Raw genomic sequence first — 24,086 nt, 5'->3', positions numbered from 1 at the left:
TGGGCCGGTCGACCGGCACCAGCGCGTGCTGGTCGTCGAGGTCGTGCTCGGTGAAGTCGCCGAGCAGGCCGGTCAGCTCGTACGGGTAGACGGTGCCGCCCGCCGCCGAGGCGGGCGCGGGCGCCGCCGCCAGCAGCGCGATGACCGCCATGCCGGCAGCCATCGTTCGGGAGATTAGGGTCATGACCGAAATCTAGAAACACCGCAGCCATGGGGTCAATGGAGGGGTTTCGGATAAGGCTGAAATCGTGACGCAGGGTCTGGAGGCGGAGGGCCGGTCCCGCGGGTGAGGCGGGACCGGCCCCCGGAATCATCCGTGCGTCAGCCGAGGCCGTTGCGCATGGCCGTGATCAGCTCGCCGCCCGTGGTGTCGCCGCTGAGCTCCCAGAAGAACGCGCCGCCGAGGCCCTGGTCCTTCGCGTAGCCCATCTTGCCGCCGATCGTGCCCGGCGTGTCGTAGCTCCACCACTGCCCGCCGCAGTAGCCGTAAGCGGTGCCGGCCACCGTGCCGGTGGAGGGGCAGCGCGTCTTGAGCACCTTGTAGTCCTCGATGCCCTGCTCGTACGTGCCGGGCGCGGGGCCGGTGGCGGTGCCGCCGGGCGCGGCCTGCGTGACTCCGGTCCAGCCGCGGCCGTAGAAGCCGATGCCGAGCAGCAGCTTGGCGGCCGGGACGCCCTTGCTCTTGAGCTTCTGGACGGCGTTGTCCGAGTGGAAGCCGGCGATGGGGATGCCGGCGTAGGAGGTGAGCGGCGAGTGCGGGGCGGTCGGCCCCTGCGCCGCCCAGGCGCCGAAGTAGTCGTAGGTCATGACGTTGTACCAGTCGACGTACGGGGCGGCGCCGCCGTAGTCGGCCGCGTCGATCTTGCCGCCGGAGGTGCCGTCGGCGGTGATGGCCGCGGTGACGAGGTTGCCGGAGCCGAACCGGGAGCGCAGCGCCGACATCAGGTTCCGGAACGCGGCCGCGCCGCTGGTGTCGCAGCTGAGGCCGCAGGCGTTCGGGTACTCCCAGTCGATGTCGATGCCGTCGAACACGTCGGCCCAGCGCGGGTCCTCGACGAGCCGGTAGCAGGAGTCGGCGAACGCGGCCGGGTTGGCCGCGGCCTGGGTGAAGCCGCCCGACCAGGTCCAGCCGCCGAAGGAGAACAGCACCTTCAGGTTCGGGTACTTCTTCTTGAGCTTGCGGAGCTGGTTGAAGCTGCCGCGCAGGGCGCCGGCGTCCCAGGTGTCGGCGACGCCGTCCACGCTCTCGGCCGCGCTGTAGAACCGGTCGTAGTCGGCGTAGCTGTCGCCGATCGTGCACTGGCCGTTCTGCACGTTGCCGAACGCGTAGTTGAGGTGGGTGAGCTTGGCGGCCGAGCCGCTGGTGTCGATGTTCTTGACGTGGTAGCCGCGCTGGTAGACGCCCCACTGGACGAAGTAGCCGAGCAGCTTGTTCCCGCCGCCGCCTCCGCCGCCCGTGGTGGTCGCGGTCACGGCGCCGCTCGCCGCCGAGACGTTGCCGGCCGCGTCACGCGCCCGCACCGTGTACGTGTACGCCGTGCTCGCACTGAGCCCCGAGTCCGTGTACGACGTCCCCGTCACGGTCGCCACCCGGGCACTCCCCCGGTACACGTCATACCCCGACACCCCGACGTTGTCCGTCGAGGCGCTCCACGCCAGCGACACACTGCTCGACGTCACCCCCGTCGAACGCAGACCCCCCGGCACGCTCGGCGCCTGCGTGTCGCCGCCTCCGCCGCCCGTGGTGGTCGCGGTCACGGCGCCGCTCGCCGCCGAGACGTTGCCGGCCGCGTCACGCGCCCGCACCATGTACGTGTACGCCGTGCTCGCGATGAGCCCCGAGTCCGTGTACGACGTCCCCGTCACGGTCGCCACCCGCGCACTCCCCCGGTACACGTCATACCCCGACACCCCGACGTTGTCCGTCGAGGCGCTCCACGCCAGCGACACACTGCTCGACGTCACCCCCGTCGAACGCAGGCCCCCCGGCACGCTCGGCGCCTGCGTGTCGCCGCCTCCGGTGACGACCTTCCACAGGGCGGGGACGTTGGGCGGCTCCCAGCCGGTCTGGGAGGTGTGGCTCTGGACGCACTCGTACGTGACGCCGTTGTAGGTGACGCGCGTCCCCGCCGTGTACGCGACGTTCGGCGCCCAGTCGGCCAGGAAGGCGACGGTCCCGGCAGAGGCCGTCTGGGAAGAGGCCGTCTGGGAAGAGGCCGTCTGGGAAGAGGCGGTCCGGGAAGACGGGGTGAGGGCGGCTTGGGCGCCCGGCGGGGTGGCGACGGCGGCCGTCAGCGGCAGCAGGAACGCCGCCGCGACCGCGAGGACCTTGCTGAGGGCTCTGTGTCTCATGGATTCTCCGACATCCGGTGTCTGGGGGGTGGGATGGGAGGGGATCTGAAGGAAATTAATAGGAAAGTTTCCTTTAGATTTGAGACGACGGTAGCCCGTGCCCGGGACTGCGTCAACAACCCGCGTCAAGAACCGTCAGGGCAGGCCGACGTAGTTCTCCGCCAGCGTCGTCGCGGCCGCCCGTGAGGAGGTGACGTAGTCCAGGTACGACAGCTGCAACCGCCGGCCGTACGCGTCGTCGGAGTCGAACGTGTGCAGCAGGGTCGTCATCCACCACGAGAAGTGCTGCGCCCGCCACACCCGCCGCAGGCACGCCGCCGAGTAGCCGTCCAGCAGGTCGGCCGAGCCCGTCGAGAAGAACCGGTCCAGCGCCTCCGTCAGCACCCGCACGTCGGCCACCGCCAGGTTGAGCCCCTTGGCGCCGGTCGGCGGCACGATGTGCGCGGCGTCGCCCGCGAGGTAGAGCCGGCCGTACTGCATCGGCTCGGTGACGAAGCCGCGCATGGGCGTGACGGCCTTCTCCAGGATCTCGCCGGTGGCCAGCGTGAAGCCGGGCACGGTCTCCAGGCGGGCCTTCAGCTCCGCCCAGACGCGCTCGTCCGGCCACTCCCCGGCCGTGGCGTCGGGCGGCACCTGGAGGTAGAAACGGCTGATCTCGGGCGTGCGCATGCTGTGCAGGGCGAAGCCGCGCTCCGTGCGGCTGTAGATCAGCTCGTCGGACGACGGGGCGACGCGGGCCAGGACGCCCAGCCAGGCGAACGGGTAGTCGCGTTCGTGGAAGGTCAGCACGCCCTCCGGCACCGACAGCCTCGACACGCCGTGGAAGCCGTCGCAGCCGGCGATGACGTCGCAGGCGAGCCGCTCCCCGCCGAAGGTCAGGTACGGCTCCCCGTCCAGGTCGTGCAATGCCACGTCCTCCACCTCGAAGCGCACGTCGCCGCCCGCCTCCAGCCGGGCCGCGATCAGATCCTTGACCACCTCCTGCTGCCCGTACACGGTGATCGTCCGGCCGGGCACCAGCTCCTCGAACGCGATGCGGTGGCCCCGCCCGCCGTACCTGAGCTCGATGCCGTGGTGCGGCAGGCCCTCGCGGCGCAGCCGCTCGCCGACACCGGCCTCCACCAGCGTCTCGACCGTGCCCTGCTCCAGCACGCCGGCGCGCACGCGCCCCTCCACGTACGCGCGGCTGCGCCTCTCCAGCACCACGGAGGAGACGCCGCGCAGGTGGAGCAGGTGCGACAGGAGCAATCCCGCCGGCCCGGCCCCGATGATCCCGACCTGAGTTCGCATAGAGGGAAGCATCGTGCCCGGGGGGTGGCCGCGCCGAGCCGTCCCTTCCGTCCAGTGGAAGGATTCGGCAAGATTCCCGCATGGCAGGCCACTCCCGCGAGGCGGGGCGCACGGTGACGTCCAAGGTCCTCGCCATCCTCGGGGCGTTCGACGCGGCGTACCCGCGGCTCACGCTCACCGACCTGGCCCGGCGCAGCGGGCTCCCGCTGAGCACCGTCCACCGGCTGGCCGCCGAGCTGGAGGGCGGGCGTGTGCTGAGCCGCGGGCCCGACGGGCGGCTGCGGATCGGGCTGCGGCTGTGGGAGCTCGGCCGGCTCGCCGCCGGCGACCTCCAGGAGGTGGCGCACCCGTGGCTGCTGGAGCTGTTCGCCGGCACCGGCGAGAACGTGCACCTGGCCGTGCGCGACGGCGTCGAGGCGCTGTACCTCGACAAGGTCCACGGCAGGAGGGCCGTGCGGATCGTCTCCAGGACCGGCGGCCGGCTGCCGATGCACCCGACCGGCGTGGGCAAGGCGCTGCTCGCGTACGCGCCCGAGTGGTTCGTGCACGCGTACCTGGCCCGCGAGCTGGAGCGGCCCACGCCGCACACGATCACCGAGCCGGGGCGGCTGGCGCGGGAGCTGGCGGCCGTGCGGGCGCAGGGCTACGCGCTGACGTTCGAGGAGATGACGCTGGGCTCGTGCTCGGCGGCGGCGCCGGTCCTGGTGGAGGGCCGGGCCGTGGCGGCGGTGGGCATCGTGCTGTCGTCACGGCGCGCCCGGGAGCTGCACCGGCTGGTCGAGCCGCTGCGCGCGGCGGCGGGCGAGATCGCGCGGGCGTACGCCGCGACGGCCCGCCCCGGGTGAGCCCGCTCGGGGTGAGGCCGCTCCGGAGTGAGGCCGCTCCGTGCTACCGTGCCTCGGCAAGCGCTTTCCCAAGGAGGCCATCCCCGTGCCGTCCCCCCTCCGCGTCGCCGTCGTCGGCGGCGGGCAGATCGCGAGACATGCCCACCTGCCCCTGTTCCGCGAGCTGCCGGAGGAGGTGGAGGTGGTCGCCGTCGTGGACGCCACCGACGCGCTCGCCCGCGCCTTCGCCGGCGAGTTCGGCCTGCCGTACGCCTCGGCCGACCTCGAAAGGACGCTCGCCGACACCCGCCCGGACCTCGTCGTCATCACCAGCCCGCCCGCCCTGCACAGCGCGCAGGCGGTCGCCGCGCTGCGGGCGGGCGCGTGGGTGTGGTGCGAGAAGCCGCCGTGCCTGTCGCTGGCCGAGTACGACGCCATGATCGACGCCGAGCGCGAGGGCGGGCCGTACGCGGCGATCGTGTTCCAGCAGCGGTTCGGCTCCAGCTCCCAGCACCTGCGGCGGCTGATCGCCGACGGCGCGCTCGGTGCCCCGTACGTCGCGCACTGCCAAACCACCTGGTTCCGCGACGACGCCTACTACGCCGTGCCCTGGCGGGGACGCTGGGAGACCGAGGGCGGCGGGCCCGCGATGGGCCTCGGCATCCACCAGATGGACCTGCTGCTCGAACTGCTCGGCGACTGGAGCGAGGTGCGGGCGATGGCCGCCCGGCTGGCGCGCGACGTGCAGACCGACGACGTCACCACCGCCCTGGTCCGGTTCGAGTCGGGCGCGCTGGCCACCGTCGTCAACAGCGCCCTTTCGCCGCGCCAGGTCAGCCACCTGCGCCTCGACCTGGCCGGCGGCACACTGGAGCTGACCCACCTGTACGGCTACGCCAACGCGGACTGGACCTACACCCCGGCCGAGGGCGCCGCCGGGATCCCGTGGCCGCCGCCGCAGGACGAGCCCAGCTCCCACCGAGCCCAGTTCCTGGGCCTGCTGGAGGACCTGCGGGCCGGCCGGCGACCCCGGGGCAGCGGACACGACGGGCGGCGGTCCCTGGAGCTGGTGACCGCCCTGTACAAGGCGGCGCTGACCGGGGCCACGGTCAGCGCGGGCGAGATCGGCCCCGGCGACCCGTTCTACCGCGCCCTGCACGGCGACGTCCCGGGCTGGCGGCCCTCCTGACTCGACCGCATCCCGGGGGCCGATGGTGACCCTCGCCGGGGCGGTCAGTCCCCGAACCTGTCGATCCGGTCCTTGAAGAGCGTGGTCGCGATGGCCGCCCGGTGCGGTTGCCCCTTGAGGAACGCCTGGGCGAACTTCTTGGCCTGCTCGTAGGTGACCTTGCCGGGCATGGGCGGCTCGTTCGGGTTCACGGCCACGTCGACCAGCGCGGGCCCGTCGTACTCCAGGGCCGCGCCGATCGCGGGCCGGACGTCCTCCGGCTTCGTCACCTTGGCGCCGAACCCGCCGCAGGAGACGGCCCAGGCGGAGAAGTCGGCCTCGGGCTCGGGGAAGCGCACCCCGTGCTCGGGGTACCCGAGCACCATCTGCTCCCACAGGATCTGGCCGAGCGAGTTGTTGTTGTTGATCACGACCTTGACCGGCAGCCCGTGGCGGGCGGCCGTCAGGAACTCGGCCATGAGCATGGCGAAGCCGCCGTCGCCCACGTACGCGATCACCTGGCGGCCCGGGAAGGCGTGCCGCATGGCGATCGCGTACGGCAGGCCGGGCGCCATCGAGGCGAGGTTGCCGGACAGGTAGAACTCCCGCCCGCCGCGGATCGTCCAGTGACGGGCGGCCCAGGTGGCGATCGTGCCGCTGTCACACGTCATGATCGCGTCGTCGGCGGCCAGGTCGTCCAGCACGGACACCACGTACTGCGGGGCGATCGGGTCACGGCCGGCGCTCTCCAGCGCCTCCATGTCGGAGCGCCAGGAGGCCATCTTCGCCTGGTACGTCCGCAGGTGGGAGAAGTCCTCCTGCGGGCGCAGCAGGGGCAGCAGCGCCCTCAGCCCGTCGCGGGCGTCGCCGACCATGGGCACGTCGGTGGGCATGCGCGCGCCGGCACGGACCGGGTCGGCCTCGATCTGCACCACCCGCACCTTCTCCGGCCGGGGCAGGTACTTGGTGTACGGGTAGTTGGTGCCGACCATGAGCAGCGCGTCGGCGTCGTCCATGAGCTCCTCGCTCGGGCGGGTGCCGAGCAGGCCGATGCCGCCGGTCGTGTACGGCGAGTCGTCCGGGACGACCGCCTTGCCGGGCAGCGTCTTGACCACCGGGGCGCCGAGCAGCTCGGCGACCGCCAGCACCTCCTCGCGCGCGTGCAGAGCCCCGGCGCCGACGAGCAGGGCGGGCCGTTCGGCGTTGTTGAGCACCTCGGCCGCCGCGTCGAGGTCCTCCTGGCGCGGGACGCCCGGCGGGCGCAGGTACAGGGCGGTGGACTGCGGCGCGCGCACCGGCCCGACGTGCTCGAACGGCCCCTCCCCCGCCTCGGCCACCTGGACGTCGTTGGGGATCGTCAGGTGAGCGACGCCGCGCCGGGCGTAGGCGCTGCAGACCGCGATGTCCACCAGGGCCGGGAGCTGCTCCGGGTTGGTGACCATCATGTTGTACTCGGCGACGTCCTCGAAGACGCGGTCCAGGTGGACCTCCTGCTGGTAGCCGGTGCCGAGCACGGCGGTCTCCTGCATGCCGGTGATGGCGAGCACGGGCGCGTGGTCGAGCTTGGCGTCGTACAGGCCGTTGAGCAGGTGAATGCCGCCGGGGCCGGAGGTGGCCAGGCACACGCCGATCCTCCCGGTGGCCTTGGCGTAGCCGGCGGCCATGAAGGCCGCCGCCTCCTCGTGGTGGACGAGGACGAAGCGCACCTTCTCCCGGTGGCGGCGCAGGCCCTCCATGATGCCGTTGATGCCGTCGCCCGGCATGCCGAAGACGGTGTCGACACCCCACTCGGCGAGCCGTTCGACCAGGGATTCCGATGCGATGCGAGCCATGGCGCGGCTCTACCCGAAACCGGCGCGGGCAGACACTCGCCGCCGGGCCAAGGGCAACATACGGGCGTTTTGCCCGATTTTCTACCGATATGTGGTGGTTGGTGGGAGTTAAGGGCAGGCGCACCTATGACAGAGACACCCAGCGGGGGGCATACATGAGCGAGTTCTATCCACGAGACGACAGATACGTCGGCGGCGCACGTACGGAAACCGCCCAGGGGACGGCGCAGCAGGCGCGGACCGCCGCGAGCGAGGTGGCGGGCACCGCGAGAGGCCAGGCACAGACCGTGGCGGGCGAGGCCAAGGACCAGACGAAGAAGGTCATCGGACGGCTCCAGGACCGCGCGGGCGAGCAGGCGCAGCGGCAGAGCCAGCGGGCGGCGCACCAGGTCCGCCTGTGGGCCGACGAGCTGGCCGTCATGGGAGACGGCGTCAAGCCCGACTCTCCATGGCACGGGATCGTGCGCGAACTGTCGGGACGGGGCCGCCAGGCGGCGGACTACCTGGAGCATCAAGGACTGGCCGGCGCCGTCCAGGAGGTGCAGGACTTCGCGCGCCGGCGCCCGGGCCTCTTCCTGGCGGGCATGGCCGCCGCGGGCTTCGTGCTGGGACGGGTCGCCAAGGTGGCCACGGGCTCGCAGGAGCCTCCGGCCGACGATCTCCAGGTCCCGCCACCGGGCGGCCTCCAGGCACCACCACCGGGCGGCTACAGGGGTGAGCCGCTATGACGTCAGTCAGCCGCCATGACAGCCAGCCCTCACTGGGGCAGTTGGTCGGCGAGATCGGTAACGATCTTTCCACGCTGCTGCGTCAGGAGTTGCGGCTGGCCAAGGTGGAGATGCGCGAGGAGGCGCGCAAGGCCGGCAAGACCGCCGGCATGTTCGGCGGGGCGGGCTTCGCCGCGGCGATGGTCGCCCTCCTGGTCAGCCTGGCTGTCGTCTTCGCGCTGTCCACCGTCATTCCCGCGGCCTGGGCGGCGCTCATCGTCGCCGTCGTGTGGGCCGTCGTCGCCGTCGTTCTCTACACCAACGCGCGCACGAGGATGCGCCAGGTGTCGCCCAAGCCTGAACAGACCATCGACTCGCTCAAGGAGGACGTCACATGGACCCGCGAGCCGAAGAGATAAGAGACGAGATCACTGCCACCCGCGCGGAGCTGGCCGCGGACGTCGACCGGCTGGCCGAGCGCACCGTCCCGTCCCGGATCGTGCGGCGGCGGACCGACCGGGTGCGCCGGGCGGCCCACTCCGTACGCGAAAGGGTCATGGGGGCGCCCGCCGGGCGGGTACGGGCAGGGGCGCGGCAGGCCACCGGCACGGCCGCGCATGTCGGCTCGGAGGCCGCGGAAGCCACCAAGTCCGGCGTCCAGTCGGCGGCACAGACCGCCAGGACCGGCGTGCATCAGGCCGCCGACACCGTCCGGGCGGCGCCGCGGCAGGCGATGCACGGAACCCAGGGCAATCCGCTGGCCGCCGGGCTGATCGCGCTGGGCGCCGGCTTGGTGGCGGCGGCCGTCCTGCCGCGGACCGAGCAGGAGGAGCGGGCCGTCGGGCAGATCCAGGATCAGGCGGGTGAGGTCCTGGAACCGATCAAGGAGGCCGTGCGCGAGACCGGCCGGACTCTCGCGGAAGAGACCACGGACGAGATCAAACAGGCCGGTCGTCAGGTCTCCGAGACGGCGGCGGAGGCCGCCAGGACGACGGGGAGGGAGGCGCGCGACCAGACGCGGCAGATGCGCCCCGATTCGGGAACCTGACGACTCAGCGGCCCCGAGCACTCCCTCAGCCGCGGTCGGCGCCGTGGACCACGTTGCCGACTCGTTATGCCGCGGACTCTTGCCGGCTCACTCCGGCCTCTGTACGGTCCTTTCGTTACTGCTTAACAAGTTGTTCAGTACGGTCGGCCGAGGGGTTCGATGAGCGAGTCGGAGACGGCGCGCCTGGGCGCCCGCGTCCGCGCGTACCGCGCCATGCGCCAGATGACCGTGCGCGGGCTGGCCGGCGAGGCGGGCGCCAGCCCCAGCTTCATCAGCCAGCTCGAACGCGGCCAGGCCGGCGCGAGCGTCGGCATGCTGCGGCGGATCGCGCTGGCCCTCGGCGTCACCGTCGCCGACCTGTTCAGCGAGGACGACGAGGTGGGGCACCGGGTCGTGCCCCGATCCGGGCGTCCGGAGCTGCCGGCCGGGCCGGGCGCGCGCAAGTACCTGATCTCCCAGCGTCCGCTGCGCAACCTGGAGATGTACGCCGGGGAGTTCGACCCGGGCGCCTCCACCGGGGCGGAGCCGTACACGCACGGGGACTCCCAGGAGATCCTGCTCGTGATCCGCGGCGAGGTCACGCTCTGGCTCGGTCCGCCGGACGAGGCCGCCCGGCACGTCCTCGGCCCCGGGGACAGCGTGGAGTACCGCACGTCGGTCCCGCACCGCGTGGCCAACGACGGCGAGCTCACCGCCGAGGTCCTGTGGGTGGTGAGCCCGCCAACCCCGGCCACCTGAGTCGTCTCACTCCGGCCGCCTGACCACCGTGAGCCCTCTCACCCCGGCCACCTGACCACCGTGAACCGTCCGCCACCATGGGGACATGAACCTGCACCACCCGGAGACGACACGCGCCGACCTGCGCCGGCGCCGCTCCGGCCCGCCGCCGCCCGGCGTCTCACCGGTCGGCGGCGGCCGAAGAGGAAAGCGGGAACCGATGCGACCCCACCGACATGACCGACCCGACCAGGAGACCAGAGTGACCCGCTGCCCCACCCGCCCGTCCCGGACCGAGGGGCGGCGCGCCGGCGCCGTGAGCGCCCCGTGAAGCCGGGCGTTCCGCTGACCGCCGACTTCGCCAACGGCGGCGTCTCCTTCTGGTTCCGGCAGATCGGCGCGCCCGCGCGGCGCGCGCCGCTGCCCGGGTCCCGCGACTACGACGTGGCGATCGTCGGCGGCGGCTACACCGGCCTGTGGACCGCGTACTACCTGAAGAAGGCCGACCCCGGGCTGCGCGTGGCGGTCCTGGAGAAGGAGTTCGCCGGGTTCGGCGCCTCGGGGCGCAACGGCGGCTGGCTGTCGGCCGAGTTCGCCGGGTCGCGCAAGCGGCACGCCAAGGCGCGCGGCCGGCAGGCGATGATCGACCTGCAGCGCGAGATGTTCCGGACGGTGGACGAGGTCATCGACGTGACCCGCGCCGAGGGGATCGACGCCGACGTCCACAAGGGCGGCGTCATGCACGTCGCGACCAACCCGGCGCAGCGCCGGCGGCTGCGCGCCGAGACCGCCGACCTGCGTGCCTGGGGGTACGGGGAGGACGACGTCCGGCTGCTCGACCGGGACGAGCAGCGGGAGCGGCTCCAGGTGGCCGGGACGCTGGAGGCCATGTACTCGCCGCACTGCGCCCGCATCCAGCCCGCCAAGCTCGCCGTCGGCCTGGCCCGCGTCGTCGCGGAGCTGGGCGTGGACCTGTTCGAGGACACGACCGTCACCGCGATCGTGCCCCGCCGCGGGAGCGGCAGGCCCGCGGCGGTCACCACCCGGGGCACGGTCCAGGCCGACTACGTCATCCGCGCCACCGAGGGCTTCACCGCCAGCCTCGACGGGCAGCACCGGCAGTGGCTGCCGATGAACAGCTCCATGATCGTCACCGAGCCGCTGCCGGCCGAGGTGTGGAAGCACATCGGCTGGTCGGGCAGCGAGCTGCTGGGCGACCAGGCCCACGCCTACATCTACGCCCAGCGCACCGCCGACGACCGCATCGCCATCGGCGGGCGCGGCGTGCCCTACCGGTACGGCTCGCGCACCGACGACCGCGGCGCCACCCAGTCGTCCACGGTGGCGCTGCTGTGGCGGATGCTGGTCAAGCTGTTCCCGGCGGCGGCCGACGCCCGGGTCCAGCACTCGTGGTGCGGGGTGCTCGGCGTGCCGCGTGACTGGTGCTCGACCGTCCATCTCGACCACGCCACGGGCCTGGGCTGGGCGGGCGGCTACGTCGGCAGCGGCGTGACCACGACCAACCTGGCCGGCCGTACGCTGCGGGACCTGGTGCTGCGGCGCGACACGGAGCTGACGGCACTGCCGTGGGTGGGACGGCAGGTGCGTCAGTGGGAGCCGGAGCCGCTGCGGTGGACGGGCGTGCAGCTCATCTACGCGCTGTACCGGGCCGCCGACCGCCACGAGAACGACCGGGGCACCACGACGTCGGCTTACGCCCGCGTCGCGGATCTCATCTCCGGCCGCTGACCCGCGGGGCCCGGTCCTGCCCCGGGCCCCGCGACCCTTCTTCCCGCCTCTCTTCCCCGCCTCGCCTTACCGCGTCCCGCATCGCCTCCCCGCCTCGCCTTACCGCGTCCCGCATCCCCTTCCCGCGTTCCGCGTCCCTTCCCGAGGGAGGTCATTCCCGGCGCGCGGGGACGGCGGCGGCCGGCCGGCGTACCGGCCGGTCCCGGCGCAGGACCGGGGCGAGGAACGTCACCGGCACCACCACCGCGGTGATCACCGCGAAGGCCGCCGGATAGGACACGCCGCCCGCGATCCAGCCGGTGACCGCCGGCGCGACCAGCCCCGACATGTACGTGATCGTCGCGACCCCCGCGATCCCGGCCCCGGGCGTCGTCCCCGCGTTGCCCGCCGCCGCGATGACCAGCGGCACGATGACCGCCACCCCCAGCCCCATGGCGGCGAACCCGGCCACGCCCGGCAACGGCGTACGGGAGGCGACCACGACGGCCCCTCCCACGACAGTCAGGACACCGCCCGCGCGGACCGCCGCCACGGGCCCCACCCGGCGGACCACCCGGTCGCCGACCAGCCTGGCTCCCGCCAGGCAGAACATGAAGATCGTGTAGCCGGCGGCGGCCGGACCGGGACCCGCGCCGGTGACCTCGGTGAGGTATACGGCCGCCCAGTTCGCGCTGGCCCCCTCCGCGAAGGTGGCGCAGAACCCGACGAGCCCGATCACCACCAGCACCCCCGAGGGCAGCGCGAACCGCCGCCCCGCCCCCTCGCCGATGCGCCTGCCGGTCTCGGCCGCCTCCCCCGCCTCGTCGGGCAGGAGGTCGCGGCCGGCCGCGATCCCGGCGCCGAGCAGCACGAGCGCGGCGCCCGCCAGGTGCAGCCGGGCGTCGATCCCCGCCTGCGCGGCCAGGGCGCCCGCCGCGCCGCCCACCAGGCTGCCCACGCCCCACATCCCGTGCAACCCGGACATGATCGAGCGTCCCACGCGGCGTTCCAGGACCACGGCCTGGGCGTTCATGGTCACGTCGCACGTCCCGGCCGCCGCGCCGTACACGAGGAACGCCGCGAACAGCCACACGGGCGCGGGCGTCAGCGCGGGCAGCGCGAGCCCGGCGCACCAGAGGCCGAGCAGGAGCCGGGTGGCCGCGCGCCCGCCGACGCGGTGCGCCAGGCGGCCGGCCAGCGGCATGCCGACGACCGCGCCGATCGGCGGGCACAGCAGGGCGAGCCCGAGGGTGCGGGGATCGAGGTGGAGGTGGTCCTGGATCCAGGGCAGGCGGGTGGCCAGGCTGCCGGCGACGGCGCCGTGCACGGCGAACACTCCGGCGATGGAGCGGTGATGGCTCATGTCCGGGAAATTATCAGGCAGGCTCCCTGATGGAAATACCCATCAGGCAGGAACCCTGACTAATATCGAGGCCGTGAAGAGCGCCACCCCGTCCCTGGCCCGGGCCATCAACGACCGACTGGCCCTCGACCTGCTCCTCCAGCACGGGCCGCTGACCGCTCCCCAGCTCCGCGACCTCACCGGGCTGTCACGGCCGACGGTGTCGGACCTGATCGAGCGGCTCATGGAGAGCGGCCTCATCCAGGTCACGGGCGAGTACGGCGAGGACCGGCGCGGCCCCAACGCCCGCCTGTACGGGCTCGTGGCGGAGCGGGCCCACGTGGCGGGCGTGGACGTCCGCCGCTCGGCCCTGCACGTCACGGTCGTGGACATCACGGGGCGCGTCGTCGGCTCGTCCACCCGCCAGATCGTTCCGGCCTCGACGCCGGAAGCACCCGGCGCGCCGGCCCCCGGCCCTGGCGACCTGCCCTCCGACCTGCCCGGCCTGGTCGCGGAGGCGGTCGTGGAGGCGGCGGCGGGGCGGGCTCTGGAGACCGTCGTCATCGGGGCGCCCGGCCTGGTGGACCCGCGCAGCGGCGACCTGGTCGCGCCGAACGACGTGCCCGGCTGGCGGCCGGGCCTCTCGGAGGCGGTGCGCCGGCGCCTCGGAGTCCCGGTGACCCTGGAGAACGAGGTGAACCTCGCCGCCGTCGCCGAGTGGCGGACCGGCTCGGCGACGGGCCGTGAGGACTTCGTGCTGCTGTGGCTGGACGACGGGATCGGCGCGGCGACGGTGCTGGGCGGCCGGCTGCGCCGGGGCGTCTCGGGCGGCGCGGGCGAGATCGGCTTCCTGGAGGTGGACGGCAGGCCGTACTGCGACCAGGTGGCCGCCGGGACGGCGGACGGCCTCGCCCCCGAGGTGCTGGCCGAGCGGGTGGCCAAGGGGGCGGCCGCGCTCGTCTCGATCCTGGACCCGGGTCTGGTGGTGCTGGGCGGCAAGACGGGTCGCGCGGGCGGCGACGCGCTGGCCGCCCTGGTGTCCGAGCGTGCGAGAGCGCTCTCACCCGCCCCGGTGGAGGTGCGGCCGAGCACCGTGGCAGGCAACGCGGTGCTCCAGGGCGCCGTCCTGACAGCCCTCGACCTGGCCCGCGACACGGTCTTCGGCTGACCGGCCGTCGCTCAGCCGGCCTTCGGCCGACCGGCCGTCGCTCAGCCGGTCTTCGGCCGACCGGAACGCCGCCAGGCACGCCAGCAGGACCAGCCCGAACGCCGGCAGCCAGGCCAGCCGGGCGACCAGCCAGGCGGGGCCGAGGGGCACGGTGTGCAGGCCCGTCAGAGGCCTGCCCGCGAGCGTGCCGAGCCCGGTGACCGCGATCATGGCGGTCTGGTGCCAGAGGAACACGGTCATCGCGGAGAGGTTGGCGAGCGCCACGACCGCCCAGACGGCGGGGCGGCGCAGTGCCCGCCGCAACGGCCCGAGCAGCAGCAGGGCCGCCCCGCACTGGGCGAGCCCGAACGTCACGGCCGCGAGGGTAGGCGGGGACTGGTTGGAGACGGGGGCGCCGGGCACCCCGACCATGGAGGCCGGGTAACCGGCCCACAGGACGAGCGCGGCGGTGGCGGCGGCACCGCCGGCCGCCAACCCCCATCCGGCCCGGCGGCCCCACGTCGGCTCCCCGCCGCCGCGCGCCCACGACGCGCCCAGGCAGTACGGCACCAGCCACCCGGCGGCCACGTTGATCCAGCCGATCCAGGAGGGCCCGCCCAGGGCGAACCGGCCCAGGTCGGCGAGCGCGACGACCGCCAGCGGCCATCCCGGACGCAGCCTGACCGCCAGCGGGGTGGCCGCCGTCAGCCCGGCGAAGACCAGCAGGAACCACAGCGGTGACCACACCAGCTTGGCCAGCGCCCGCACCGTCCCGGCGTCGGCCCCGGCGGCGAGCATCGCGACCGCCGCCACGCCCCAGACCACCACCACGGTGACGACCGGCCTGAACAGGCGCGCCATACGGCCACCGAGCCACTCCCCGTACGAGCGGCCGCGGGCGAGGGCGGACGCGTGGCTCCCCGCGGCCGTCCACCCGCCCACGAGGAAGAAGACCGCCATGGTCTGGAAGATCCAGGAGGCCGGGGCGAGCCACGGCATGTGCCGCAGCGGGCTGGTGACGCGAATGGTGCCGCTGTCGACCACCGGAGCCGTCACCAGCCAATGACCGAGCACCACGCCCAGGATGGCCAGGGCCCGCAGCCCGTCGATCCCGCGGTCGCGTCCGGAGGGCGTCCCCACGGCGACACGCCGGACGAGGTCACGCACCGTCCACCGCCCGGACGGGGGGCAGGCCCGAGACGATGCGGGCGATGTTCCGCAGCGGCAGGGAGCCGGCTCTCAGGTAGTCGCTGTGCCCGCCGCCGCCCGCCGGGAAGACGCGGGCGCCGAACCCCGGGGAGACCGGGTCGGCGCCGAACCCGAGGACGCCGGAGGGCAGGCCGATCCGGACGTGCGGCACGCGGGCGATCGAGTCGCCGGCGCCGCGCCCGGCCCAGACCGTCGCCCGGGTGCGCAACTCGGCGGCATGGTCCACGGTCACGCCCGGGCTTCCCACCAGCACGACCGCGGAGACGTCCATGCCGGGCGCGGCCAGGCCGCAGACCGCGCCGCCGTACGAGTGGCACAGCAGGGAGATCCGGGCGCCGGGCCGGGCCGCGCGCAGCTCCCGTACGAACGCGCGCAGGTCACGGGCGCCCCGCTCGGCGAGGCCGGAGGTCAGCGCCGACAGGCTCACGGTCGCGGGCGTCCGGTAGCCGAGCCAGGCGATGACGGCCGACCTGTCGCCGAGCTCCCCGAGCAGCCGCAGGGAGCCGCCGCGCAGGAGCCCGTACTTGTCGAGGTTCGTGTCGGAGCCGGGGACGACCACGGCGATCCGCCCGGCCGACGGCAGGTCGCCGAAGACCTCGACGGCGCGGCCGCCGTCGCGGCCGTCGAACGACAGGAACCGCCGCGCGGGGTCGGCCATGGCGCGCAGCATCGCGGCCCGCCACCGGTCGCCGTGCCGGTCGGCCGCCCGCTCGGCCGCCAGGATGCCACTCCGAGCTGCCGCGTATCGACCGGCCAGGGCCTCCGGAGCGGCCCGCAGCGCGGGCAGGGGGACGGGGACGGGCGCGGGAACGGCTCCCGGGCGTGCCGCTCCGGAGACGGGCACCGCCACCGAGGCGGCGACGAGAGCGGCGAGCAGGGCCCGGCGCGCGCGGGGGGCGTCAATGTGGATCATGTGACCGACGGTGTCGCAGGGGGCGCCCGCGCCACATCGGACCACCGGTGGCATTCGCACCCGCGCCGGTAGACCCAGGTCGTACGACCCTGGTCCGATGACCGGCCCCCTGGCCCGCCGTTACGATCTGCGCATGCAGATCACGACGCCGCCGCTGCTCAAGCGGGTTCCTCCGGGGGTGTGGACGGCCCTGGCCTGGTGCGCGGGCATGGTGTTCACGTTCCTCGTACGGGTCCGGCTGCCCGGCGAGTGGTCACCCGCCGTGAGCCCCGGCAGCCTGATCTACCGGTGGGACGGTCTGATGTTCCTGGCGGTCGCCACCGCCCTCGCGCTGTCCGGCGGCGGCCTGCTGGGCCGCCGTCCGCTGGCGGCCCTCACGCTGCTGCTGGCCGCGCCCGTCCTCGCCTGCGTCCCGCTGGGCGTGGGTGAGATCCCGTTGGCCCAGTACCTCGCGGTGGACGTGGCGCTGTACGTCATCGCCGCCACCCGGCCGCGCCGCACCGGGGCCGCCGCTCTCGCCGCAGCCCTCGGCCTGCTCGCCGGCTACCTGGCCACCCGGCTGCTGCTCGGCTGGGCCGTGGGCACGTCGGCGGAGCTGGCCGTGGCCATGACGGCCGTCATCGCCTGGCTGATCGGCCGCTCGACGCACCAGGCCCGCGAGCACGCCGCGGCACTCACCGCCCAGGCGGCGGCCCGCGCGGTCACCGACGAGCGGCTGCGCATCTCCCGTGAGCTGCACGACATGGTCGCGCACAGCATCGGCGTCATCGCCCTCCAGGCGGGGGCGGCGCGGCGGGTCATCGACACGCAGCCCGAGCGGGCCCGGCAGGCGCTGGGCGAGATCGAGAATGTCGGCCGGGAGACGCTGTCGGGGCTGCGCCGCATGGTCGGCACTCTCCGCCGCCCCCAACCGGACGACCCGCCACGGCCATCCCCCCACACCCCGCCCCCCACCGACCAGCCGACACCCCGCGCCCCGGCCCGTGCGACGGCGAACGATCCGCGCACCCGGGCCGAGCCAGGACCGGACACCCCGCACGCCACCGGCCGGACGGCGCCACACGCCTCTCACGCCGCGGTTCAGCCGGCGAACCGGCCGAGGCCGGGTCTGGCGGATCTCGAACGGCTTGCCGCGACGACGTCGGACGCCGGGGTCCGCGTCGAGGTGCGCTGGCTGGGCGAACGGCGATCGTTGCCCGCCGACCTCGACGCCTCCGCCTACCGCATCGTCCAGGAGGCGGTCACCAACGTGGTCCGCCACGCGGGCGTCCCCTCGTGCCAGGTGTCCGTCGAGTACCGGCCGGCCGAGCTGTCGATCGAGGTCCTCGACTCCGGCCCGGGACAGGACCGGGAGAGACGGCGGCCCGAGGGGAAGAGCTCGTCAGAAGAGAACCACACGGAAGAAGACCGCACAGGAGACGGCCGCACGGAAGCAGACCGCACCGGAGATGGCCGCGCGGATCAGAACCGGGCGGGAGAGGGCTGGGCACGAGAAGGCCACGCGGCAAGGGGCCGCATGGGAGGGGGCGGCTACGGGCTGGCCGGGATGCGCGAGCGGGTCGGCATGCTGAACGGGGAGCTCTCCGCCGGGCCGCGTCCCGAAGGCGGGTTCCGGGTGGCGGCCCGCCTCCCGATCCCGGCAGGAGTGCGATGACCGTCCGCGTCGTCCTGGCCGACGACCAGCCGCTGATCCGCGCCGCCCTGCGGATGGTCATCGCCGACGCCCCCGGCCTCGACGTCGCCGGAGAGGCCGGGACCGGCGCCGAGGCGGTCCGGCTGGCCGAGGACCTGCGCCCCGAGGTGGTGGTGATGGACATCCGCATGCCGGGCATGGACGGCATCCAGGCCACCCGGCTGATCACGGCCGGCACCAGCGGGGCGCGGGTCGTCGTGCTGACCACCTTCGACGACGACGACTACGTCTACGGCGCACTGCGCGCCGGCGCCTCCGGGTTCCTCGTCAAGGACATGGCCCTGGACGACATCCTCGCGGCCGTCCGCGTCGTCGCCGCGGGGGACGCGCTGATCGCGCCCAGCGTGACCCGCCGCCTGATCGAGGCGTTCGCCGACCGGCCCGAGCCCGCCCCGGCGCCGCGCTCCCTGGAGGGCATCACCGACCGGGAGCGCGAGGTGCTGACCCTGGTCGCGCGCGGCCTGTCCAACACCGAGATCGCCGCCGAGCTGGTCATCAGCGTCGCGACCGTCAAGGCGTACGTGACGCGCCTGCTGTCCAAGCTGGCCGCCCGGGACCGGGTCCAGCTCGTCATCCTCGCCTACGAGGCCGGCCTGGCCTCGCCCTCCGGATGACCCGCGCCGCCGCCGTCGACGGGTCAGTCACTCGCTGCCCCTGACGTCGGCCCGTCACATGCGCCTTCTCAGGACGAGTCCCAGAACGAACCCCTGCGCTCCGAGGGTGTACACCGCTCCGGCGGCTCCCGCGAAAGGGATCACCACCGCGCCCAGCGCGGTCATCGCGGCCCAGGTGAGCACCACGGCCTTCGCGCTGTCGCGCAGTCCGGCCTCCCCGGTGTTCTCCAGCACGAACATCCCCACGCTCGCCAGCGCGTTGGCGGGCAGCAGCGATGCCAGCAGGACGCCCAGCGCGACCAGCGATCGGGTCCCGGCCAGCCCGCCCGCCAGCGCCGCACCCGCGAGCACCAGCCAGAGGCCGCTCACCCAGACCGACGCCCGCGCGACGCGCCGGACGAGTTCTCGTACCCTGGCGGCGTCGTCGGATCGTCCGTCCGGGCCCAGGTGCACCACCAGCCGAGGTTGGTAGATCCGCTGCAGCGTGTAGACCACGGAGGTGACGAACCCCCACCCGATGGTCATCAGGTAGAGGTCGCCGCTCTGGCTCGCGTACGGGGTGAGGGACAGCTCCACGAAGAGTGTGCCGATCATCGCGCTGGCCATCACGTCGGCCGCCCCCATGAGCGCCGCCGTACGGGCCAGGATGACGCGCAGGACCGGGCGTGGCGCTCCGCTCCCGCGCGGCAGGCCGCGCACCAGCGCCAGGTTCAGGGTGATGACCAGGGCGAGCAGCCCCGCCAGGTAACCGGCGGGCGGCAGCGGCACGGCGAACGCCAGCCAGGCCATGCCGATCATCCCGAGGCCCAGCAGTGCGGAGTTCACCGTGTCCCTGGTGTACCTGCCGAGGGCGCGGTGGACGGCCACGCCGAGCATCCCGCAGCCCAGGGCGACGTAGTAGGCGGCGGCCGTCAGGTAGACCGCGGGCTGGGAGCCGGGGGCGAGCAGGAGGGCGACGGCGGCGGCCACGGTGAAAGGCAGCGGGACGTACGCGACGACCGCGCGCAGCATGCCGACGAGGTGCCCGCGGGTGCGGCCGGCCCTCGGGAGGAGCGTGAGCGCCGCCTTCTCCGGGCCCGACTGGGCCAGCATGCCCAGCCATCCCGCCGCGCCCACGGCGGCCGCGTACCGGTTGAAGTCCTCCCGGCTCCACGCCGCGACCAGCACGCCGGCGGAGCCGTACATCAGGAGGCGGAAGGCGGCGCGACCGGTCAGCAGCGTGAGGAGGCGGCGCGGGCCGATGCGGTGCGCCGCGGCCGCGGTGGACCGGCCGGTCACGCCGCGTCCAGATCGGCCGCCACGGCCTCGCGCAGCGGGCGGGTGCCGGTCTCCAGACAGGCGAGCAGCGCCTGGCGGACGCGTTCGTCGCCGAACCGCTCGCGGACGCCTGTCACGGATGGCCCCTTGTCCACCCCGAACAGGGCGCGGAAGAGGGTCTTGACCTGGTCCGTGGTGTGCCAGTCCCGCGACGCGAGGAGGGCCTCGACCTCCTCGCGGGCCGGGGGCGGGGCGGGGGGCGCTGCCAGCCAGGTGGTGGGCCTGCCCGCCGTGGCGAGCCAGCGCCGCACGTGGTCCACCCGTTCGAGGACGAAGTCCGTGCCGCCCAGCCTGGCGGCGGCGAGCCCGGCGTCGTAGCACGTGGCGCGTAACGCGCCGCACACCTGGGAGAACGCGGGGATCCTGGCGGGCAGCCGGTCGAGGGGGATCTCGCTGACCCGTTCGACGGTGGCCCGGGCCTGCGGAGAGCTCCTGGCCGCCGCGACGAGGGCGTCGAAGTCCTTGTACCAGCGGGCGAGCGTGACCCGGTCCGGCGCGTCGGTGGCGGGATCGCGCTCGCGCACCCAGCGAACCATGCGCTCGGGCATGAACGCCGACAGGGGGTCCGCGCCGGCCGGCGCGAGCGGTTCTCGATCGACGATCGCGTCTTTCAAGAGACCTTGCGGGAAGAGGGCCTCCGAGAAGAGGGCGCCGCAGGACCGGCAGGAGTAGCGGGTCCGGCGCGGGCGTCTGGTGATCGGCAGGGGGTCCGGGTGGCCGCACTGCACGCAGGTCATGGGGGCGTCCACGGGTCAGAAGGGTACGGCGATCGCCGATGAGGGAACCAGGTCCGCGCCGAGGGAGCGCTTGATGTCCGCCTTCCCCTTGCCGAGGACCAGCCCGGCCTTGCCCGTCTCGACGGCCCATTCGACCATCCGGACGTAGAAGTCGAAGTACAGGTGCTTGCGCCCGCCGTCTCCCGGCGGCAGCCCTCCCCAGCTGAGGCAGATGGGCCAGGCGCGGTGGTCCAGTGTCAGGCAGAGCCCGACCAGCCGCCCGCCGTCGCGGTAGGCGACCGCCACGACCTCGTCGCTGCCGACCAGTCCGTCGAAGTACGGCAGCGGCAGCGGCGCGAGCGGGAAGAGCCTGTTGCGGTACTTCAGGTCGTTCCGCGCGCGCAGGGCGCAGGCCTCCGCTCCCGTCACCAGGTCGCGGGCCGGGCCGACGCGGATCGACAGACGCGGGTCGGCGGCGAGGCGCCGCGCCCAGCTCCTGAGCGAGGCCCCGCGGGTCCCGTGCAGCCGGGCGTACCACTCGTCGATGCCGGACGGGGTGGCGAGCCGGGCCAGAGGTGCGGTCGGCAGCCGGGCCTTGACCACGCCGGGCAGCTGGGCGGCCTCGCCGGGCGACACCTCGCGCCACAGGACGCCGCGCCAGCCGGGGCCCAGCGCCTGCCGGACGCCGCGCACGTAGGCGCGCAGGAGCTCGCGGCGACGCTCCGGCTCAGGGACGCCGGTGAACCACCAGCCCTTCAGGGAGCGGTTGCCGGGCGCGTGCACGTCCACGACGCCCGCGACGTCGCGGCCGGAGGCGTATGAGCCGCGGCGCGGGCGGACGCCGCGCAAGGACGCCGACACGGCGCCGACCGCGACGCCCCCTTCGCTGAGCACGGCGAGGAGCACCGGCGCCTGCGCGGCCCACGCGTAGGCCCGCAGCAGGTCGTAACGCCAGGTCACGTACTGGCCCGCGGCACGGCGCAGCTTCTCCCAGCCGGGCGGCTCGGGGTCGTGGCGGGGGTCGAGGAGTTCCAGGCGCACGTGATCGCTTTCATGGCACAACCATCAGGACGGTACGACGAGCGCCTGCCATGACGGCGGCATGTTCCGGCTCACCTCGATCCCCGAGAACACCGACGGCTCCTGCGGCCCGTGCTTCTTCGCCCAGGCGGCCATCTGGGCCAGCCCGTCGGCGAGCGGCACGGAGCCGGACCCGACCCCGAGCACGTCCCGCGCCTTCTGATGGGAGGAGTAGGCGTGGACCACCTCGTGCCGCGCCGGCAGGTGCTGGACCCGCAGGGGCGCGTCCATGGCCGTCGCCACGGCCGCGGCCAGCTCGTTCACCGAATAGGGCGTGTCGCCGCCGATGTTGAACGTCTCCCCGTACGCGTCCGGGTTCTCGATCGAGCGGGCGATCGGGATGGCCACGTCGTCGATGTGGCTGAACGCCCTGGTCTGCTCGCCGTCGCCGAAGACGGTGCACGGCTCGCCGCGCAGGATCTGGTTCATGAAGATGCCGATGACGTTGCGGTAGCGGTCACCGATGTTCTGCCGCTCGCCGTACACGTTGTGCGGGCGGAAGATCACATACGGCAGGCCGAACATCTCGTGCGTGACCTTCAGCTCCTGCTCGACCGCGTACTTGGCGATCCCGTAGGGGTCCACGGGGGCGGGCGGCATGTCCTCGGTCATCGGCGGTTCGGCGTGGCCGTACACGGCGATGGAGGAGGTGAACACGAAGCACCGCACCGTCTGCGCGTTGACCGACGCGTTGATGAGGTTGACGCTGCCGATCACGTTGTTGGTGTAGTTGTAGCGCTTGATGAAGTGGCTCAGCCCTTCGGCGGCGTAGGCGGCCAGATGGAACACGTAGTCGAAACGCCACTCGGCGAAGAGCGCGTCCACCGCCCCGGCGTCGCAGACGCTGCCGTGGTGGAAGTGGGCGCCCTCGGGCACGTTCGCCGCGTCGCCTCCCGACAGGTCGTCCAGCACCACGACGCGATGACCGGCCCGCAGCAGGGCGGCGGCGACGTGGGAGCCGATGAAACCGGCGCCCCCGGTCACCAGTGACGTGTACGTCATGACGCAGACTCCTTCCCACCGGCAGACCAGGGCCGGCGCGCTGATGATGTCGGCCCGCTCGCGCGCGGGCCATGCGGGTGGAACGGCACGACGCAGGCCGGGTTCCTCATGCGGGCGGCGCGGCGTAGTCGGAGGTGACGAATCTGCCTTTGCCGCCCGCGCTGATCCGGACGGACTCGGCGGCGACCACCTCCAGCGGGAAGTCTCCTCCGGCCAGGCCGAAAAGCTGCGCCCGGGCCGTCTCGAACACCTCCTGCCCGTCGCCGCCGCTGGGGACGATGTGCAGGCGCACCAGTCCGTCCGCGTCCTGATGGACGAAGCACTCGCTGATGCCCGGGTGGACGGCGGCCAGGTGCAGGAAGGCGTCGGGGTAGAGGCGTTCCCCCGACGGGAGCGTGACGTAGTCGTTGCTGCGCCCGGCGGTGAGCCTGAGCGTGCGGAATCTCCGGCCGCAGCGGCACCGGCCGGGTTCGATCATGCCGATGTCCCCGAGGCTGTAGCGCAGGAGGGGCATGGCGCGCTCCATGAAGGCGGTGACCACCACCTGCCCCGGCTCACCGTCGGGCAGCGGCCGGCCCTGGTCGTCGACGATCTCGCAGTAGACGCGGTCCTCACCCAGGTGGGCACGGCCGTATCGGCAGTCGTAGGCGATGTTGAGCACCTCGAAGGCCGAGTACTCGTCGAAGACGGGGGCGCCGAAGCGCTCCTCGAACATCGTCCGGTGTTCCGGGAGCAGCAACTCCGATTCGGTCATGACGAGGCGGAGCGTCCGCTTCAGTCGTGCCAGCTCCGCGGGGGTGAGCTCGCGGAGCAGGGCCCGCAGGTGAACGGGATAGCCGATGAGCACCTTGGGGCGGTTGGCCAGGAGCTCGGCCTTGATCTCACGCATCGGGCGATGCGAGAGGATCACGTGGCGGCGGAACAGGTTGAGCTTCTCGAACATCCGGCCAGGGGGCGCGAACGGGCGGATGTGACTGAGCCGGTCCGTGGGCAGGTAGCGGCCCGTGGCCAGGAAACGGCGCACGCAGGCGGCCATGTGGTAGTCGTGACTGTCCTGGTCGTGCAGGACGCGGACCCGGCGGCCCGTGCTGCCGCTGGTCTGGAAGGACAGGCAGCGGTCCGGGTCCACGTCCTCGGCCAGCAGGCGCTCCAGCGGTTGCTCGCGGAGCACCTGCTTGTCCACCACGGGCAGCTCGGCCAGCTCGGCGAGGCTGCTCAGGGGGCCGCGCGCGTAGCGCGGATCGTCCCGGTAGTACGGCACCCGCGTACGGGCCAGGCCCAGCAGCCGGTTGATCCAGCGGAGCTGGTGCCGGCGCAGCCTCTCGGCATCGCCGTACTGCCGGGCGATGCTGAGCGGGACGTAGCACGCTTCGCGGATGAGCATCGC

General features: G+C 73.6%; 21 protein-coding genes. 10 read left to right on the top strand and 11 right to left on the bottom strand.

The window, feature by feature from the left end; all coding sequences use genetic code 11:
• Window positions 1-321: 321 nt before the first annotated feature.
• Window positions 322-2,352, bottom strand: coding sequence for a glycosyl hydrolase family 18 protein (locus ABZS51_RS20400; RefSeq protein WP_355443107.1), 2,031 nt, complete (start codon window positions 2,350-2,352; stop codon window positions 322-324).
• 135 nt (window positions 2,353-2,487) lie between these two features.
• Window positions 2,488-3,642, bottom strand: coding sequence for a 4-hydroxybenzoate 3-monooxygenase (locus ABZS51_RS20395; protein ID WP_355443105.1), 1,155 nt, complete (start codon window positions 3,640-3,642; stop codon window positions 2,488-2,490).
• A gap of 80 nt (window positions 3,643-3,722) precedes the next feature.
• On the opposite strand from ABZS51_RS20395, the gene ABZS51_RS20390 reads away from it, so the two are divergent.
• On the top strand, window positions 3,723-4,487 hold the full coding sequence (locus tag ABZS51_RS20390; protein ID WP_355443102.1) for an IclR family transcriptional regulator: 765 nt from the start codon (window positions 3,723-3,725) through the stop codon (window positions 4,485-4,487).
• Between the two features lie 85 nt (window positions 4,488-4,572).
• On the top strand, window positions 4,573-5,655 hold the full coding sequence (locus tag ABZS51_RS20385; protein WP_310711086.1) for a Gfo/Idh/MocA family oxidoreductase: 1,083 nt from the start codon (window positions 4,573-4,575) through the stop codon (window positions 5,653-5,655).
• 44 nt (window positions 5,656-5,699) lie between these two features.
• On the opposite strand, the gene ABZS51_RS20380 is transcribed toward ABZS51_RS20385, so the two are convergent.
• Window positions 5,700-7,466 (bottom strand): thiamine pyrophosphate-binding protein, encoded by a 1,767-nt coding sequence (locus ABZS51_RS20380; protein ID WP_355443099.1) that lies wholly within the window; start codon window positions 7,464-7,466, stop codon window positions 5,700-5,702.
• Between the two features lie 155 nt (window positions 7,467-7,621).
• Between ABZS51_RS20380 and ABZS51_RS20375 the strand changes: the two genes are divergently transcribed.
• The 5 genes from ABZS51_RS20375 (at window position 7,622) to ABZS51_RS20355 (ending at window position 11,687) form a co-directional block, all read left to right on the top strand.
• Window positions 7,622-8,194, top strand: a complete 573-nt coding sequence (locus ABZS51_RS20375) for a hypothetical protein (RefSeq protein ID WP_355443096.1) — start codon at window positions 7,622-7,624, stop codon at window positions 8,192-8,194.
• The gene (locus ABZS51_RS20370; protein ID WP_355443093.1) at window positions 8,191-8,592 is read left to right on the top strand and encodes a phage holin family protein; all 402 of its coding nucleotides are present in this window, start codon (window positions 8,191-8,193) and stop codon (window positions 8,590-8,592) included. The genes ABZS51_RS20375 and ABZS51_RS20370 overlap by 4 nt, the downstream gene beginning before the upstream one ends.
• Window positions 8,568-9,221: a DUF3618 domain-containing protein gene (locus ABZS51_RS20365; protein ID WP_355443090.1), complete on the top strand. Its 654-nt coding sequence runs from the start codon at window positions 8,568-8,570 to the stop codon at window positions 9,219-9,221. Before ABZS51_RS20370 ends, ABZS51_RS20365 begins: the two co-directional genes overlap by 25 nt.
• Window positions 9,222-9,380: 159 nt before the next feature.
• Entirely contained in the window at window positions 9,381-9,959 is a 579-nt protein-coding gene (locus ABZS51_RS20360; protein ID WP_355443087.1) for a cupin domain-containing protein, read from the top strand.
• Between the two features lie 306 nt (window positions 9,960-10,265).
• Window positions 10,266-11,687, top strand: a complete 1,422-nt coding sequence (locus ABZS51_RS20355) for an FAD-binding oxidoreductase (RefSeq protein ID WP_310711090.1) — start codon at window positions 10,266-10,268, stop codon at window positions 11,685-11,687.
• Window positions 11,688-11,838: 151 nt separating this feature from the next.
• Here the strand turns inward: ABZS51_RS20355 and ABZS51_RS20350 are convergent, their stop codons facing one another.
• Window positions 11,839-13,029 (bottom strand): MFS transporter, encoded by a 1,191-nt coding sequence (locus ABZS51_RS20350; RefSeq protein WP_355443083.1) that lies wholly within the window; start codon window positions 13,027-13,029, stop codon window positions 11,839-11,841.
• A gap of 73 nt (window positions 13,030-13,102) precedes the next feature.
• On the opposite strand from ABZS51_RS20350, the gene ABZS51_RS20345 reads away from it, so the two are divergent.
• Window positions 13,103-14,176: an ROK family transcriptional regulator gene (locus ABZS51_RS20345; protein ID WP_355443081.1), complete on the top strand. Its 1,074-nt coding sequence runs from the start codon at window positions 13,103-13,105 to the stop codon at window positions 14,174-14,176.
• On the opposite strand, the gene ABZS51_RS20340 is transcribed toward ABZS51_RS20345, so the two are convergent.
• Together ABZS51_RS20340 and ABZS51_RS20335 are read right to left on the bottom strand one after the other, a co-directional pair.
• Window positions 14,069-15,322 carry an acyltransferase gene (locus ABZS51_RS20340; protein WP_355443078.1) on the bottom strand — a complete coding sequence of 418 codons (1,254 nt, stop codon included), beginning with the start codon at window positions 15,320-15,322 and terminating at the stop codon, window positions 14,069-14,071. The two genes, ABZS51_RS20345 and ABZS51_RS20340, sit on opposite strands and share 108 nt — an antisense overlap.
• The gene (locus ABZS51_RS20335) at window positions 15,315-16,277 is read right to left on the bottom strand and encodes an alpha/beta hydrolase (protein ID WP_355443074.1); all 963 of its coding nucleotides are present in this window, start codon (window positions 16,275-16,277) and stop codon (window positions 15,315-15,317) included. Before ABZS51_RS20335 ends, ABZS51_RS20340 begins: the two co-directional genes overlap by 8 nt.
• A 97-nt stretch (window positions 16,278-16,374) precedes the next feature.
• Here ABZS51_RS20335 and ABZS51_RS20330 point away from each other — a divergent pair, with 97 nt between their 5' ends.
• Both ABZS51_RS20330 and ABZS51_RS20325 read left to right on the top strand, forming a co-directional pair.
• A complete protein-coding gene (locus ABZS51_RS20330) occupies window positions 16,375-17,931 on the top strand; it encodes a histidine kinase (RefSeq protein ID WP_355443071.1) in 1,557 nt (518 codons plus the stop codon).
• Window positions 17,928-18,584: a response regulator transcription factor gene (locus ABZS51_RS20325; protein ID WP_355443068.1), complete on the top strand. Its 657-nt coding sequence runs from the start codon at window positions 17,928-17,930 to the stop codon at window positions 18,582-18,584. Before ABZS51_RS20330 ends, ABZS51_RS20325 begins: the two co-directional genes overlap by 4 nt.
• 54 nt (window positions 18,585-18,638) lie before the next feature.
• Here ABZS51_RS20325 and ABZS51_RS20320 read toward each other — a convergent pair whose 3' ends face one another.
• From ABZS51_RS20320 to ABZS51_RS20300, 5 genes are all read right to left on the bottom strand, one after another.
• Window positions 18,639-19,862, bottom strand: a complete 1,224-nt coding sequence (locus tag ABZS51_RS20320) for a hypothetical protein (RefSeq protein WP_355443065.1) — start codon at window positions 19,860-19,862, stop codon at window positions 18,639-18,641.
• Window positions 19,859-20,650, bottom strand: a complete 792-nt coding sequence (locus ABZS51_RS20315) for a hypothetical protein (RefSeq protein WP_355443062.1) — start codon at window positions 20,648-20,650, stop codon at window positions 19,859-19,861. The genes ABZS51_RS20320 and ABZS51_RS20315 overlap by 4 nt, the downstream gene beginning before the upstream one ends.
• 3 nt (window positions 20,651-20,653) lie before the next feature.
• Complete coding sequence (locus ABZS51_RS20310; protein WP_355443059.1) at window positions 20,654-21,658, bottom strand: hypothetical protein; 1,005 nt, start codon at window positions 21,656-21,658, stop codon at window positions 20,654-20,656.
• A gap of 24 nt (window positions 21,659-21,682) precedes the next feature.
• Window positions 21,683-22,699, bottom strand: a complete 1,017-nt coding sequence (locus tag ABZS51_RS20305) for an NAD-dependent epimerase/dehydratase family protein (RefSeq protein WP_355443056.1) — start codon at window positions 22,697-22,699, stop codon at window positions 21,683-21,685.
• Between the two features lie 106 nt (window positions 22,700-22,805).
• Window positions 22,806-24,083, bottom strand: coding sequence for an AMP-binding protein (locus tag ABZS51_RS20300; protein ID WP_355443053.1), 1,278 nt, complete (start codon window positions 24,081-24,083; stop codon window positions 22,806-22,808).
• Window positions 24,084-24,086 lie beyond the last annotated feature (3 nt).

The sequence above is a fragment of the Nonomuraea sp. NPDC005501 genome (assembly GCF_040605905.1).
Classification (GTDB): Bacteria; Actinomycetota; Actinomycetes; order Streptosporangiales; family Streptosporangiaceae; genus Nonomuraea.
Note: the sequence above shows the minus strand (reverse complement) of the source record. Positions and strands in the feature narration are given on the sequence as shown.